The 14168-nt window shown below is 66.4% G+C and carries 11 protein-coding genes; 1 reads left to right on the top strand and 10 read right to left on the bottom strand.

Going from position 1 to position 14168, the window contains the following annotated elements; all coding sequences use genetic code 11:
- Window positions 1-35: 35 nt before the first annotated feature.
- From AB4Y40_RS02575 to AB4Y40_RS02565, 3 genes are all read right to left on the bottom strand, one after another.
- On the bottom strand, window positions 36-947 hold the full coding sequence (locus AB4Y40_RS02575; RefSeq protein ID WP_368686309.1) for a DUF4922 domain-containing protein: 912 nt from the start codon (window positions 945-947) through the stop codon (window positions 36-38).
- A gap of 6 nt (window positions 948-953) precedes the next feature.
- Window positions 954-1439, bottom strand: coding sequence for an adenosine-specific kinase (locus tag AB4Y40_RS02570; RefSeq protein WP_368686308.1), 486 nt, complete (start codon window positions 1437-1439; stop codon window positions 954-956).
- Between the two features lie 202 nt (window positions 1440-1641).
- Window positions 1642-2904 (bottom strand): MFS transporter, encoded by a 1263-nt coding sequence (locus AB4Y40_RS02565; protein WP_368686307.1) that lies wholly within the window; start codon window positions 2902-2904, stop codon window positions 1642-1644.
- 416 nt (window positions 2905-3320) lie between these two features.
- Here AB4Y40_RS02565 and AB4Y40_RS02560 point away from each other — a divergent pair, with 416 nt between their 5' ends.
- A complete protein-coding gene (locus AB4Y40_RS02560) occupies window positions 3321-5003 on the top strand; it encodes a methyl-accepting chemotaxis protein (RefSeq protein WP_368686306.1) in 1683 nt (560 codons plus the stop codon).
- An 81-nt stretch (window positions 5004-5084) separates the two neighbouring features.
- Here AB4Y40_RS02560 and iolB read toward each other — a convergent pair whose 3' ends face one another.
- The 7 genes from iolB to AB4Y40_RS02525 form a co-directional block, all read right to left on the bottom strand.
- Window positions 5085-5888, bottom strand: coding sequence for a 5-deoxy-glucuronate isomerase (iolB, locus tag AB4Y40_RS02555; RefSeq protein ID WP_368686305.1), 804 nt, complete (start codon window positions 5886-5888; stop codon window positions 5085-5087).
- Entirely contained in the window at window positions 5885-6799 is a 915-nt protein-coding gene (gene iolE / locus AB4Y40_RS02550; RefSeq protein ID WP_368686304.1) for a myo-inosose-2 dehydratase, read from the bottom strand. Before iolE ends, iolB begins: the two co-directional genes overlap by 4 nt.
- A gap of 33 nt (window positions 6800-6832) precedes the next feature.
- A complete protein-coding gene (gene iolD / locus AB4Y40_RS02545; protein ID WP_368686303.1) occupies window positions 6833-8824 on the bottom strand; it encodes a 3D-(3,5/4)-trihydroxycyclohexane-1,2-dione acylhydrolase (decyclizing) in 1992 nt (663 codons plus the stop codon).
- The gene (iolC, locus tag AB4Y40_RS02540; RefSeq protein WP_141710892.1) at window positions 8821-10836 is read right to left on the bottom strand and encodes a 5-dehydro-2-deoxygluconokinase; all 2016 of its coding nucleotides are present in this window, start codon (window positions 10834-10836) and stop codon (window positions 8821-8823) included. Before iolC ends, iolD begins: the two co-directional genes overlap by 4 nt.
- A gap of 37 nt (window positions 10837-10873) precedes the next feature.
- Window positions 10874-11683 (bottom strand): ATP-binding cassette domain-containing protein, encoded by an 810-nt coding sequence (locus AB4Y40_RS02535; protein WP_069268674.1) that lies wholly within the window; start codon window positions 11681-11683, stop codon window positions 10874-10876.
- A gap of 13 nt (window positions 11684-11696) precedes the next feature.
- The gene (locus AB4Y40_RS02530; protein WP_342945963.1) at window positions 11697-12860 is read right to left on the bottom strand and encodes an ABC transporter permease; all 1164 of its coding nucleotides are present in this window, start codon (window positions 12858-12860) and stop codon (window positions 11697-11699) included.
- Window positions 12861-13097: 237 nt separating this feature from the next.
- A complete protein-coding gene (locus tag AB4Y40_RS02525) occupies window positions 13098-14159 on the bottom strand; it encodes a sugar ABC transporter substrate-binding protein (protein ID WP_368686302.1) in 1062 nt (353 codons plus the stop codon).
- Window positions 14160-14168: the final 9 nt, after the last annotated feature.

The following is a 14168-nucleotide window of genomic DNA, read 5'->3' as shown; positions in this document are numbered from 1 at the left end:
GCGGTCGGCCAGACGCGCCTCAGCGCCTCAACGCCTCAACGCGCCACGCTCACGCGTTCGAGCGCCGTCATCGGGCCGAGTTGCGCGAGCGTCTGCAACTGAGCCGCATTGCGCACGAAGAACGAGCCGGCAAAGCCGAGCGAGTTCACCGAAATCCCTTCGACACATTCCGTCGTGCGGGGCACCACCAGCATCCACTGGCGCGTGACGAGCAGGTTGTAGGGCGCGCCCTGATGCGCGACGCCGCCCACGTCGACAGCGGGCACGCCCGCCGCGTCCAGCAGCGCGCGATAGCAGCCGAGTGCGACATGCGCGGCATCTTCCGCCGTGCCGGCCTCGGGGCCGAGATCGAGACGCGCGAATGCATGGCGAAACGCGAGCCCCGGCACGATCGCGATGGGAGGCGCGCCGTGGACCGCCTGCGCACCGCCGAGCAGCGCTTCGAGCGGCGCCGCGTGAGGCGCATCGCCTGCGAGCGGCAGCGGCACCATCTGCAAATGCTTGTGCGGCTGGCTCGCGCCCGCGGCTGCGCCGCCGTTGTAGAACCCGAGTCCGTCGATCTCGCGCAGCACCGCGATCAGTGCGGCGAAGTCCGCCGCGTCGAGCAGCGCCTCCTGCGGCTCGTAGCGGCGCGTCACGATCAGCAGATGCCGGCCGATCACATTGAACTTGTTGAGCAGCGCAACGTGAGTGGGCGAGAGGTCGCCGACGAAAAGATCGGGCTCGTAAGGCAGGAACGGATCGCGCGGGGGCTGCGGAACAGACGCAGTCGAAGTCTGCGGCGTGAGCCGCGCCGCCTCCTTGCGCGCGAGATTCGCGGCCACGCGCACGGAGAAGCGCATGCCGCCATCGTCGATGAAGGTATGCGCCGTCTCGATGGGATGGAGCGCGCCGCAGGCGAGCGCGTGCGCCGTCTGCCGCTCGATTGCCGCGCCCAGCGTTCCCATCGGCGCTCAGGCCTTGTAGCCGATGGCGCGCAACAGGTCCTTGCGCCAGCGTACGTCGTCCTCGGCCTCGACGCCCAGCGGCGGCATGCCGTCCACCACGCCGACGATGCCGCGCCCCTGATCCGTCTCAGCGATCAGCACCTGCGTGGGGTTCGCGGTGGCGCAGAAGATGCGGCAGACCTCGGGCACGGCCTTGATCGTGTTGAGCACGTTGATGGGGAAGAAGCCGTCGCCGAGAAAGACGATGAAGCAGTGACCCGCCGCGATGCGCAACGCGTTTTGCGTCGCCATCTCGATGAGCGCGTCCTGGGTGCCGGAGCGCCGCACGAGCCGCTTGCCCGACGCCTCGCAGAACGCGAGGCCGAACTGGATGCCCGGCACCGTGCCGTAGAGCGCCTCGTGCAGATCCTCGACGGATTTGATGAAGTGGGTCTGGCCGAGGATGAAGTTGGTGGCTTCGGGTTTTTCGATCTCTACCGTGGACAGTTGCATGGCGAACCTCGTGCGCGGGCGTCTCGAAAGCGCCGCCTTGCGCCGGGCCGAAGGGGCTCGCTGGCGGGCCGGAGGCGGCGGCCAACCACAAGCCTAGTACGAAGTCGCGGCGAGGCAAAGCGTGTGCAGGCGCACAACGAAAACGGCCGGAGCCCCGAGGGGCGTCCGGCCGTTTTGCCGAGCGACGCGTGCGCCGCTGCGCTTATGCGGTTTTCTTCGCGCGCTTGCCTTCCACGTCGGGCAGCAGCACGGTGAGGACGCCGATGAGCGGCAGGAACGAGCAGACCTTGTAGACGAAGCCGATGCTGGTCGCGTCCGCCAACTGGCCGAGCACCGCTGCGCCGATGCCGCCGAGGCCGAACGCGAAGCCGAAGAAGAGACCCGCGACCATGCCCACCTTGCCGGGAATCAGCTCCTGCGCGTACACGAGGATGGCCGAGAACGCCGAGGCCAGCACCACGCCGATGATCACCGTGAGCACGCCGGTCCAGAACAGGTTGGCGTAAGGCAGCAGCAGCGTGAACGGCGCCACGCCGAGAATCGAGACCCAGATCACATACTTGCGGCCGATGCGGTCACCCACCGGGCCGCCGATGATCGTGCCGGCGGCAACCGCGGCGAGGAACACGAACAGATGGATCTGCGCGGCCTGCACGGAGAGGTGAAAGCGGTCGATCAGATAGAACGTGAAGTAGCTGTTGATGCTCGCGAGGTAGAAGTACTTCGAGAACACGAGCAGCACGAGCACGCCCATGGCGGTCGCCACCCGCTTGCGCGAGAGCGTGACGTGCGCCACCTCGGCGCGCTTTTTCTTCATCGCCGGATGGGCCTTGTACCAGCGGCCGATCTGCGTGAGCACGACCATGCCGACGAGCGCCGCCGCCGAAAACCACGCAATGCTGCGCTGGCCGTGCGGAATGACGATCACGGCGGCGAGCAGCGGCCCGAGCGACGTGCCCGCGTTGCCGCCCACCTGGAACAGCGACTGCGCGAGGCCGTGACGCCCGCCCGACGCCATGCGGGCCACGCGCGACGACTCGGGATGGAACACCGACGAACCGCAGCCCACCAGGGCGGCCGCCACGAGCAGCACGCCGAAAGTCGGCGCGACCGACATCAGCAGCAGGCCGCACAGCGTGAAACCCATGCCGACGGGCAGCGAGTACGGCAGCGGCCGCTTGTCGGTGAAGAAGCCCACCAGCGGCTGCAGCATCGACGCCGTGATCTGGTAGGTGAGGGTGATGAGGCCGATCTGCGTGAACGACAGCGAGAAGTTGTCCTTGAGCATCGGGTAGATGGCGAGGATCAGCGACTGGATCATGTCGTTGAGCAGGTGCGAGAAGCTGATCGCACCCAGCACCGAGTAGACGGTGCGTTGCACCGCGCCCGCGGCGGGGGCAGAAGCGGCCGCGGACGAACCCGCGGCGGCGCCCGGCAGGGCGCGCTTGTCGAGACTGGTTTCCATGTTGTCGGTAGCAGCAGAGAGTATTCAGCGGGCACCACGCCTGGCGGGCAGCGGCGACGGCATGAAAGGACATGTATAAGAGTTATGAGCGCAGTGTAATGTGTCTTGCTTGAACTGTACGGACAAGATTTGTCGAGAATCGGACATGGGCGACGCACCGTTGCCCTGCGGCCCTATGCCGCAAGGGCGGGAGCCAGTACACAAAATTCATGCGGGATTTTTGGCATCTCATTTTGGCCGTGTATAAACCGCCGATGTGCGCGCCCACGAGGCGTGCATTACGGGGCCGGAATACGAGCCGCAGCCGCGCGCGAAGGCGTTAAAGAATGCGCGGCGGTGTGCCGTAGACCGGGGTTGAGGCGTAGCGCAAATCAAGAACGATGGCGCTGAGCCTGACAACAATGCTGGAGACCAAAATGAAAGCAGTATCGCAAGGCGGCGGCCACGCAGGGTTTGCGCCGCAGGATCCGGCAAGCGGCGCGGCGAACGCGCAGCAACGCAAAACGGGACGGGCTGGCGCGGCGACGCGCAGCTCGCGGCTTTCCGTGAAGGCCACACTGCGCCTCGCCTTCGCGTTGGTGTTGATCGGCACGCTCGCCATCGGCGCGATTTCGCTCGCGCAAATCAGCCGTCTCAACGGCTCGACGCAATCGATCTACGAACAAGGCTACGTGGCGAGCCGTGCGGCCGAGGAAGCGCGCGGCCACGTGCTGCGCGCGAGCCGCGCGCAGAAAATGCTGCTCACCGCGACCACGGCGCGCGAGCGCGACGAACTGGGCCAGGACATCGACAAGGATCTCGGCGCGCTGGAGCGCGGCATGAGCCAGCTGCAGCAATACGCACAGGAGCAGGGCGGCGACGCGCTCGCCCTGCAAAAGAAGCTCGCCGATGCGACCACGGCGTGGAGCGGACACCTGCGCGAGTTTGTGACGCTCGTGAAGCAGCAGCCGCTCGATCTCTCGCAGATGAGCTGGCAGGTGGGCACGCAGGACGTCTCGCTGCTCGTGGAGACCGGCAAGCTCGAAACGCTCGTCAACGACCTCGTCGCGCAGCGCGGCACGGCCGCGAAGGCGACCCTCGCGAAGGCCGAGTTCATCTTCAAGTCGTCGTTCGTGATGATGGCCGTGGCGACGGTGGCCATGTTCGTGCTCGCCTTCTTCGTGAGCGAATGGGTCGTGCGCCGCATTGCGCGGCAACTCGGTGGCGAGCCCGCGCACGCCAAGGCCATCGCGGCACGTATCGCGGCCGGCGATCTCGCCCAGCCCGTCACGGTTCACGCCCGCGACGCGGCGAGCATGCTGGGCGCGCTGCGCGACATGCAGAAGGGTCTCTCGACCACGGTGGCCGAGATTGCGGCCAGCGCCGAGGCGATCGCCTCCGCCTCGGGCGAAATCTCGACCGGCAATCTCGATCTGTCGCGCCGCACCGAAGAACAGGCCATGGCGCTCGAGCGCACGGCGAGCAGCATGGAGCAGCTCACGTCCACGGTGCGCCTGAACGCCGAGAACGCGGAGCAGGCCAGCACGCTGGCGGGCAACGCCTCGGCAATCGCGGAGAAAGGCGGCTCGGTAGTGGGGCGCGTGGTCGCGACGATGCAGGAGATCAACGACAGCGCGAAGAGCATCGCGGACATCATCGGCGTCATCGAGGGCATTGCGTTCCAGACCAACATTCTCGCGCTCAATGCCGCCGTGGAAGCGGCGCGTGCGGGCGAGGACGGGCGCGGCTTCGCCGTGGTGGCGGGCGAGGTGCGCAGCCTCGCGCAGCGCAGCGCGGCGGCGGCCAAGGAGATCAAGGCGCTGATCGGCGCGTCGGTCGAGCGCGTATCGAATGGCTCGACGCTGGCGCAGGACGCGGGCTCGACGATGGACGAAGTCGTGAAGGCCGTGCGGCGCGTGAACGACATCATCGGCGAAATTTCGGCGGCTTCGCGCGAGCAACGCTCGGGCATCGAGGAAATCAGCCGCGCGGTCACGCAGATGGACGCCGGCACGCAGCAGAACGCGGCGCTCGTGGAAGAGGCGACCGCCGCGGCACAATCGCTCGACGATCAGGCGAAGGTGCTCAAGCGGCTGGTGGGGAAATTCCGGCTGGCTTGATGCCGTTGCCGTTCGTCGCTCGCTGCGGACACGATGAAAAGCGCCGCGTGGTTCTACACGCGGCGTTTTTTTATGGGCGCGTCACTTCGCGTCGCGCTCGATGATCCACTCGTGCGCCGGGTCGTTGTGGAAGTGCCATTCGCGCGTGGGGCCCGCCATCACGTTCAGGTAGTACGAGTCGTAGCCATACGGGACGACGACCGGGTGATAGCCGCGCGGCACCATCACGACGTCGTGATTTTCCACGGCCATCGTTTCGTCCAGATCGCGCGCGTCGGTGTACACGCGCTGGAACGCGAAACCCTGCTGCGGATTGAGCCGGTGATAGTAGGTTTCTTCGAGCGCGCTTTCGTGCGGCAAGCGGTCGGCGTCGTGCTTGTGCGGCGGGTAGCTCGACGAATGGCCCGACGGCGTGCGCACCTCGACCACGAGCAGCGATTCCGCGGGCGCGTCTTGCGGCAGGATATCGCAGACGTAGCGCGTATTCGCGCCCTTGCCGCGCGTGGAGCGCTTCATCTGCGCGGGCTCGATGAGGCGAACGGGCAGCGTGCCTTTGGCGGGCGCACTCGCCACGCCCACTTCGGCGTTGCGTCTGGCGTGCACGGTCGCTTTCACGCCGGGCGGCACATAAAGGGCATACGGCGCGGCGTCTTCGAAGACGCTGTCGCGCGAGCCGAGGCTCGACCAGCGCTCGCCGCCTGCCTCGATATCCACCGCTCCCGAAAGCACGACGATACAGCTCTCGCGATCGGGCTCACTCACGTAGACGAGTTCATCCGCTTCGAGCCGGTATGCGGCGAAGCCGACGTAGCGCCAGCCCGCGGTGTCGGGCGTGACGCGCGCGATCGTCTGGCCTTCGCGCGCGGCCTTGACCAGCAGAGTCATGCTGCCTCCTTCGATTGGGTGTCCGTCGCATCGACGAGCGTGCGCAGCTTACGGTAACCCTTTTGCGCATATTCGTACGACGGTGCGATCACCGGGTCCTGCTCGGCTTCGACGACGAGCCAGCCGCGATAGCCGTGACGCTTCAGGCGCGCGATGATCGCGGGAAAATCGACGGCGCCGTCGCCCGGCACGGTGAATGCGCCGGCGAGCACGGCGTCGAGAAAGCTCCAGTTGTGGTTGCGAGCGAGTTTCATGACGGCGGGGCGCACGTCCTTGCAGTGCACGTGGCATACGCGTGCAATGTGCTTGTCGAGTTCGGCGACGGGGTCGCCGCCTGCAAACGTCATATGGCCCGCGTCGAACAGCAGGCCCACGGCGTCGCTCGTGCGTGCCATCAGCTTGTCGACGTCGGCGGGCGTTTCGACATAGGCGCCCATGTGATGGTGGTACGCGAGCCGCACGCCGCGCGAGAGCGTATGGCGCGCGAAGGCGTCCACGCGCGCGGCGTAGTCGTCCCACTGCTTGTCGCTGAAAAAGCGCGGGCGCTGATAGAGCGGTCGCGGCGCGCCCTGGATCGAATCGGCGACTTCGCCGTAGACCATCACGGTCGCGCCGTTCTGCGCGAGCAGGTCCAGATGCTTCTCGACCGCGGCGATCTCTTCCTCGACGCTGCGCCGCGCGAGCATGCCCGAGTACCAGCCGGAGACGAGTGACAGATCGTATTGCGCGAGGAGCGCCTTGAGCGCCTGCGGCTCGCGCGGAAACTTGTTGCCTAGCTCGAAGCCCTCGTAGCCGATCTCGCGTCCCTCGGTCAGCGCCTGCGAGAGCGGTGTCTCGCCGCCGAGCGAGGGCAGGTCGTCGTTCATCCACGACAGCGGGTTGATGCCGATACGTACTTCAAATGCGCTCATGTGCGCTCCTCGATGTCTGTGTCGTCAGAGGCGTTATGCGTTGCCGGGTTCGTCGTCGCCGGCGGGCGCGTCTTCGCCGACTTGCGCGCGTCCGCTGCGCTGCGCGACCTGCTCTTCATAGCGCTCGCGCGCCTCGCGCACGGTGGCGCGCGTGGACACCTCGGGCACGGCGACCTCCCACCACCAGCCGCCTTCCTCCGTCGTGCGCGCGGGGTCGGTGTCGATGGAGACCACGTAAGTGCGCGACGAAGCGCGCGCGCGTTGCATCGCCGCTTCGAGTTCCGCGACGTTCGCCACGTGCTCGGCCTGCGCGCCGAGCGAGCGCGCATGCGAGGCGAAATCGATGCGAGGGGCGCCGAGCGGCCCTTGCGCGCAATCGTTGAACAGGTTGTTGAACGGCGCGCCGCCGCAAGCCTGCTGCAACCGGTTGATGCAGCCGTAGCCGCGGTTGTCGAGCACGACGATGATGAGCTTCGCGCCCAGCATGACCGAGGTGGCGATCTCGCTGTTCATCATCAGATAGCTGCCGTCGCCCACCATGACGATGACCTCGCGATCGGGCCGCGCAAGTTTCGCGCCCAGGCCGCCCGCGATCTCGTAGCCCATGCACGAGTAGCCGTATTCAACGTGATAGGCGCCGGGCTGGCCCGCGCGCCAGAGCTTGTGCAGCTCGGCGGGCAGCGTGCCGGCCGCGCAGACGACGATGTCTTCGGTGTACGAACGACTCGACGAGCGCTGCACGGCGCCGATCACATCGGCGTCGTACGGCAGGCGGTTGCGTTCCTGCGGCGCGTGCGTGAGGCGCTCGATGCTCGCGCGCCAGTCGCCCGCGAGGCGCTGGGCGCGGGCGCTCCAGTTCGCGTCGGCGCGCCAGTTGATCAGTTCGTCGTTGAGCGCAGCGAGCGCCTGGCGCGCGTCGGCCTGCACGGCGAGGCCGTCGTGCTTGAGCGCGTCGAAGCCGTTGGCGTTCACGCCGATCACATGCGCGTTCGCAAAGAGCGAGTTCGAGCCGGTCGTGAAGTCCTGCAAACGCGTGCCCACGGCGAGCACGCAGTCGGCGTCGCGCGCCAGTTCGTTGGCGGCGGGCGAGCCCGTCACGCCGAGCGCACCGACGTTGAGCGGGTCGTCCCACGCGAGCGAGCCTTTGCCCGCCTGCGTTTCGGCCACGGGTATGCCGCGCGAGGCCGCAAGCGTCTGCAAGGCCTGCGAGGCGCGCGAATAGAGCACGCCGCCGCCCGCGACGATGAGCGGGCGCTTCGCGCGATGCAACTGCATAAGCGCCGCATCGATCTCGGTCTGAATAGGCGCTGGGGCGTGGAATGTCACGAGGCGCGGCGTGAAGAAGCTCGCCGGATAGTCCCATGCCATGGCCTGCACGTCCTGCGGCAGCGCGAGCGTGACGGGGCCGCAGAGCGCGGCGTCGGTGAGCACGCGCAGCGCGCGCGGCAGCGCCGTGAGCAGCTGCGCGGGATGCACGATGCGGTCGAAGTAGCGCGAGACGGGGCGCAGCGCGTCGTTAGCGGAGAGGCCGCCGTCGTGCAGGTCCTCGATCTGCTGCAACACCGGATCGGGTTCGCGCGACACGAAAATGTCACCGGGCAACAGCAGCACCGGCAAGCGGTTCACGTGCGCAAGCGCGGCCGCCGTGACGAGATTCGTCGCGCCGGGGCCAATCGAGGTCGTCACCGCCATCATGCGGCGGCGAAAATGCGCCTTGGCATAGGCGATCGCGCTGTGCGCCATGGCCTGCTCGTTGTGCGCGCGCAGCGTGGGCAGTTCGTGCCGATACTGATAAAGCGCTTCCCCGATGCCGGCCACGTTGCCGTGACCGAAGATCGCGAACACGCCGCCGAATAGCGGCTCCGTGCGGCCTGAGCCGTCCTCGCTCGCCACGCGCTGCGCAGCGAGATAGCGCACGAGCGCCTGCGCCGCCGTAAGCCGCACGGTGCTCGTGTGTGCCGCGGGTACTGCGTTCTGCGCGCTTTCCTGCGCGGCGTAGTCGCCAGGAGCAATGCGTTGATTCATGCCGCCTTCTCCTCATGGTTGTCGTGCGCACCTCGAGCGTCGGTGCGCGCGGCGCGCCACGCGCCGATCAGCGTTTCGAAGGCGCGGCGCGCGCGGGCGATCACCTCGTCGTCGCCGATTTCGCCTGCGAGCCAGGCGAGGCTCGGTTCATAGAAGATCGAGCGGCCCACTGTGAAGCCCCGGCAGGTATTCGAGACGGCCGCCGCGCGAAAGCCCTCCACGAGCTGGTCGATCGGCGCGGAGAGTCCGAGCAGCACGACGCCGCGGCAATACGGGTCGCGTTCGGCGATTAGCGCGTCGATCTCGCGCCATTGCGCGGCGCCCGTCGGTTCGAGCTTCCACCACTCCGGATAGAGGCCGATGTTGTAGAGCCGCTTGAGCGCGCGATAGACCGTATCGGGCGCGTTCGGCTTGCCGTTAAGCTTCGGCGGAATCACTTCGAGCAGCAGTTCGTGGCCGCTCGCCTGGGTGGCGTCGTAAAGCGCGCGCAGTTGCGCTTCCTGTTCGAGACGCTGTTCGATGGGCTCGTCGGGGTGGAACTGCACGAGACACTTCACCGTGTGATCAATGGGCCAGGACGCGAGCGTCGTGCCGATCGAGCGGCCATGGTCGAACACGAGCGGCACGGAGCCCGGCAACTCGACCGGGCGGCCGATCCACCAGCCGCGGCCGGTTGCGGCGTTGAGCGCATCCTGGCCGTAGCGGTCATCGATCAGGACACCGATGCGTCCCTGCAAGCCGAGCGTGCGTTCGGTCTGCGCGACCGCTTCGACGAAGAGATTCTTCAGATACGAAATGCGCGCTTCGCTAGCGCCGGTTTGCTGCGCGAGATCGAAGAACTGGTTGCGATGATCGAACGCGAAGCCGAGCACTTCGTCGTGCCGCTTGCGCGCGGGTGTCACGCGATGCAGGCGCGCGAGCGTCGCGTCACGGTCGGGGCGGCGCATGCGTACGGGGTCGGCGGCCGCTTCGCGCAGGAAGTAGTCGAGTTCCACGGGCGTCGGCATGGCGGGCGCGCAGCCGTGCCGCGAGACGACGAGGGCGCCGCACGCGTTGGCCGAGCGCGCGCAGTCTTCGAGCGAGGCGTCGCGCAGCCAGCCCGAAAGAAAGCCGGAGGCGAAAGCGTCACCCGCCCCGAGCACGTTGAGTACTTCGACCTCCACGCCGCGCTGCATGGGCAAATCGTCCATCGAGACGGGCACCGCACCTTCCACGATCTGGCAGCCGAGCGGCCCCCGTTTGACGAGCAGCGTCGCTTCCGTGACTTCGCGCACGCGCTTGAGCGCATCGACGAGCGATTCCTTGCCGCCTGCAATGCGGAACTCTTCCTCGGTGCCGATCACGAGATTGAAATGCGGCAGGATGCGCTGCAAATGCGCGCTCACCCCTTCGCTCGCGACGAAGCGCGTCTCGCCGTCCGCCTTGCCGGTTAGGCCCCAGAGCACGGGACGGTAGTCGATGTCGAGCACGGTGCGCACGTTGTTGCGGCGCGCGTAGTCGAGTGCGGTGAGGCTCGTGCGATTCACCTGTTCGGTCGAGAAGTGCGTGCCGGTAATGAGCAGCGCTTTCGAGGAGGCGATGAAGGCTTCGTCGAAGTCGCCCGCATCGACGGCCATGTCGGCACAGTTCTCGCGGTAGAAAATCAGCGGGAATGTGTCGCGGTCTTTCAGGCCCAGCAGCACGAGCGCCGTGAGGCGTTCATGGTCCACGCGCACATGGCTCGTGTCGCAGCCTTCCTTCGTGAGCGTTTCGACGAGGAAGCGCCCCATATGGTCGTCGCCCACGCGCGTGAGCATGGCCGACTTCAGGCCCAGACGCGCGCAGCCGAAGGCGATGTTCGCCGAGGAGCCGCCCAGATACTTCGCGAAGGTGGAGACGTCTTCGAGCCGCGCGCCCACCTGTTGAGCGTAGAGATCGACGCCCAGGCGTCCGAGGCAGACGATGTCGAGGCTGCGGCCGGCGGCGAAACGGCCTGGGGTGGAACGGGGCGGGGTTGAATGAGTCAGGGCCATGTGTATTCCTGTTGGGAGCTGTGCCGTGCGCTCGTGCTCAGATGGTCGCGCCGTCGAGTTCGGCGATCATCTTCTGCATCTCCGCACCGCCCGCCATCATGTCGAGCACTTCGTTCTTGCTGATCGTGTCCTTCGTGTAGGTCCCGAGCGAGCGACCGCGATTGAGCAGCGTGAACGAGTCGCCGATGGGGTAGGCGTGGTGCACGTTGTGGGTGATGAAGATCACCGAAATGCCCTTTGCGCGTGCGGCGTGAATCAGCTTGAGCACGTTGAAGCTCTGTTTCACGCCGAGCGCGGCGGTCGGCTCGTCGAGAATCAGCACGCGTGCGCCGAAGTGAATGGCGCGTGCGATCGCGAGACACTGCTTCTCGCCGCCCGACATCGTGCCGATGGCCTGATGCGGGTCGCGCACGTTGATGCCCATTCCGGCGAGGCGGTCCTTCGCGATCGCGGCGCTCGAATCGAGATCCATCACGTTGATGAAGCCGAACAGCTTCTTTTGCGGCTCGCGGCCCATGAAGAAGTTGCGCGCGACCGAAAGCAGCGGCACTAGCGCGAGATCCTGGTAGACGGTGGCGATGCCGAGATCGAGCGCGTCTTTCGGCGAATCGAACATCACGGGTTTGCCGTCCACGAAGTACTGGCCGGAGGTCGGCTGGTGCACGCCGGCGAGTGTCTTGATGAGCGTGGACTTGCCCGCGCCGTTGTCGCCGAGCAGGCAGTGCACCTCGCCGCGTTTCAAGCGCAATGTGACGCCGTTCAGTGCGATGACCTTGCCGAAGTACTTGCTGACATTCTCGAGCGCGAGAATCGTGTCGCCGTCTGCGGTGTTTTGCGTGTCGGACATTTGAGCCTCCGGCTTACGATTGCGCGACGCGGCGGCGCACATAGTGATTGAAGAGCACGGCAATGAGCAGCATCACGCCGAGGAACACGCGGAACCAGTCCGAATCGATGTTCGTGTAAGTGATGCCGATCTGCACGACGCCGAAGATGAGTGCGCCGAATGCCGCGCCGATCACCGAGCCGTAGCCGCCCGTGAGCAGCGTGCCGCCGATCACCGCGGCGATGATCGCTTCGAATTCTTTCTGCAGCCCGCGGTCGGCAGCGGCCGAACCGATGTCGCACACCTGCAGCACGGCGAACAGGCACGAGCAGAACGCGGTGAGCATGAAGAGCGAAATCTTCACGCGCTTCACGGGCACGCCCACGTTCTTCGCGGCGTTGGCGTCGCCGCCCACGGCGAGAATCCAGTTGCCGTAGCGCGTCTTGGCGAGCACGAATGCGCCGATCGCCACGAGCGCGAACCACCAGAGAATCACCTTGGGCACGCCGGGCACGAGCGGCTGACCGTTTTCGAGCATCCTGCCGATGCCGATATGCGCAAGCGCGACGAACAGGCCCTTGAACGCCGTGCCATGAAAAAGCAGGTTGGTCACGAAGTCGGCTTTGGCCACGTCGCCCACGCCCGAGACGATCGTGCGGTCCGCGAACATGATCGAGAGCGCAAGCGTCAGGCCGCGCAGGATGAAGAGGAACGCGAGCGTGACGATGAACGAAGGCAGCCGCGTGCGCATTACGAGGTAGCCGTTGAGCGCGCCGAGCGCGGTGCAGCCCACGAACGCGAACAGAATGGAAAGCGCGATGGGCCAGTGGAAGTACATCGTGGGGATCGCCACCATCATGCCGGCGAAGCCGATCATCGAGCCGATGGAGAGGTCGAACTCGCCGGCGATCATCAGCAGGCACGCGCCGACGCTCAGGATACCGAGGTAGGCGGCGACCTGGGACCAGTTCATCACGCCGTCGAGATCGAACATGCCCGAGCCGCCCGCGCCGATCGCGAAGACGGCGAAGACCAGCACGGTGCCGGAAATCGCGGCGAATTCGGGGCGGCCGAGCAGATGGCCGAACCACGATTCGCGGCGCACGCGTTCGTCGCTGGCGCCTGGCTGCGGCGCGGGCGCGTCTTGCGCGCCGTCTTCCTGAGCGTGCGAGGGGAAGTGTTTGCCGGCTACACCCATGATGTCTCCTGTATCGACCAGAGTTGGTGCTTTAGCGCCTTACGCTGGTCTCGTGCAAGGCGATCGGCCGTGGCAGGCGCATTCGCGTCTGCGTTGGCTCAAATACCCGAGCGCATTCCCCACAAGCGACTGCCTTGCAGTAGAAGCAACACGGTGAATGGCGCGCGGCGAGGCTGGCGAGAGGCGATGGGCATCGGAAGATGCTAGCCACCGCCGCGCGTGGCTGACAAAAAATGCTTAGCGATACTGACCTGCGTACTTCACGACCTTGTCGAGATTCTCCTTGGTGATGAAGCCCGGACCCGAGCGGATGTTCTTCGGACCGTACGAGGGCTGCAGGCCATAGGTTTCGAGGCGCTGCTTGAACTTCGGATTCGCTTCGAGGATCTGGCGGATCTTCTGCGGGTCCGTGGTGTGCTCCTTCTTCACGATCGCGAGCACGGCCACGGGGATGTAGCCCTGCAGGTACGGCTGCTGGTCGATCGCGAACTGGATGGTGCCTGCGCGGATCGCCTTGGCAATGTCATCCGAGAAGTCGAACGTGCAGAAGTAGACCTTGCCCGCGAGGCCCATCTGGTCGATCGCCTTGAGCGTGGCGGCCGCCGGCACCGGGCCGAGCGTGAGGATCGCGCCCGTGTTCGGATGGTTGCGCAGATACGCGCTCACCTTCGACTGGATTTCCGTCGGGTCCTGGCCGGAGTCGATTGTCGAGCTCTTGTAGTCCACGCCGAGCGCATCGGCAAATCCGCGGCAGCGTTCGAACGACACGGCGTTGGTCGCGAAGTGATTCACGCACAGGAACGACTTCACGCCCGCGGCCTTGGCCTTTTCGCCGGCTGCGTGGCCCGCCACGTATTCGGGCTGACCCACGTGCATGATCGCGCCGAGCTTCTCGCTCTGTTCCTCGGTGCCCGAGTTGATCGTCACGAGCGGAATCTTCTTTTGCGTGACCTTGCCGATCGAGCTCTTGAGCACGTCGTAGTCGGCGATGGTCACGATCACGCCGTCGTAGTTACGCGCGGCGGCCTGTTCGATCAGGCGCGACATGTCGGCGATGTCGCCGTTGGGTGGATTGCGGTAGTCGGTCTCGACGTTCCAGTCTTCGTCGGCCTGCTTGATGGCGTTCTTGATCGTGTTCCACCACGAGTCGGAATCGGGCGCGTGGCTGATCAGCACGAAATGGCCGTCGGCGGCTTGCGCCGTTTGCGCGCTGAGCACGCTCGCACCTGTGACGCCCGCTGCCAGCGCGAGCACTGCGGCCAACCTCCGGAGCATGGTCTTGCCCTTGCGTTGAGTCATTGTCTCCAC

Origin of the sequence: Paraburkholderia sp. EG287B (assembly GCF_040965595.1) — a bacterium.
Taxonomy (GTDB): domain Bacteria; phylum Pseudomonadota; class Gammaproteobacteria; order Burkholderiales; family Burkholderiaceae; genus Paraburkholderia.
The sequence above is the reverse complement of the archived record's forward strand: the minus strand, read 5'-3'. Positions and strand labels throughout refer to the sequence as shown.

Bases quoted from the DNA above. Each gene is read 5' to 3' on its own strand.
- iolE (WP_368686304.1), bottom strand. From the start codon at position 6,799: ATGAGCGCATTTGAAGTACGTATCGGCATCAACCCGCTGTCGTGGATG.
- AB4Y40_RS02525 (WP_368686302.1), bottom strand. From the start codon at position 14,159: ATGACTCAACGCAAGGGCAAGACCATGCTCCGGAGGTTGGCCGCAGTG.
- AB4Y40_RS02535 (WP_069268674.1), bottom strand. From the start codon at position 11,683: ATGTCCGACACGCAAAACACCGCAGACGGCGACACGATTCTCGCGCTC.
- iolB (WP_368686305.1), bottom strand. From the start codon at position 5,888: ATGACTCTGCTGGTCAAGGCCGCGCGCGAAGGCCAGACGATCGCGCGC.
- AB4Y40_RS02575 (WP_368686309.1), bottom strand. From the start codon at position 947: ATGGGAACGCTGGGCGCGGCAATCGAGCGGCAGACGGCGCACGCGCTC.
- AB4Y40_RS02560 (WP_368686306.1), top strand. From the start codon at position 3,321: ATGAAAGCAGTATCGCAAGGCGGCGGCCACGCAGGGTTTGCGCCGCAG.
- AB4Y40_RS02530 (WP_342945963.1), bottom strand. From the start codon at position 12,860: ATGGGTGTAGCCGGCAAACACTTCCCCTCGCACGCTCAGGAAGACGGC.
- iolD (WP_368686303.1), bottom strand. From the start codon at position 8,824: ATGAATCAACGCATTGCTCCTGGCGACTACGCCGCGCAGGAAAGCGCG.
- AB4Y40_RS02570 (WP_368686308.1), bottom strand. From the start codon at position 1,439: ATGCAACTGTCCACGGTAGAGATCGAAAAACCCGAAGCCACCAACTTC.
- AB4Y40_RS02565 (WP_368686307.1), bottom strand. From the start codon at position 2,904: ATGGAAACCAGTCTCGACAAGCGCGCCCTGCCGGGCGCCGCCGCGGGT.
- iolC (WP_141710892.1), bottom strand. From the start codon at position 10,836: ATGGCCCTGACTCATTCAACCCCGCCCCGTTCCACCCCAGGCCGTTTC.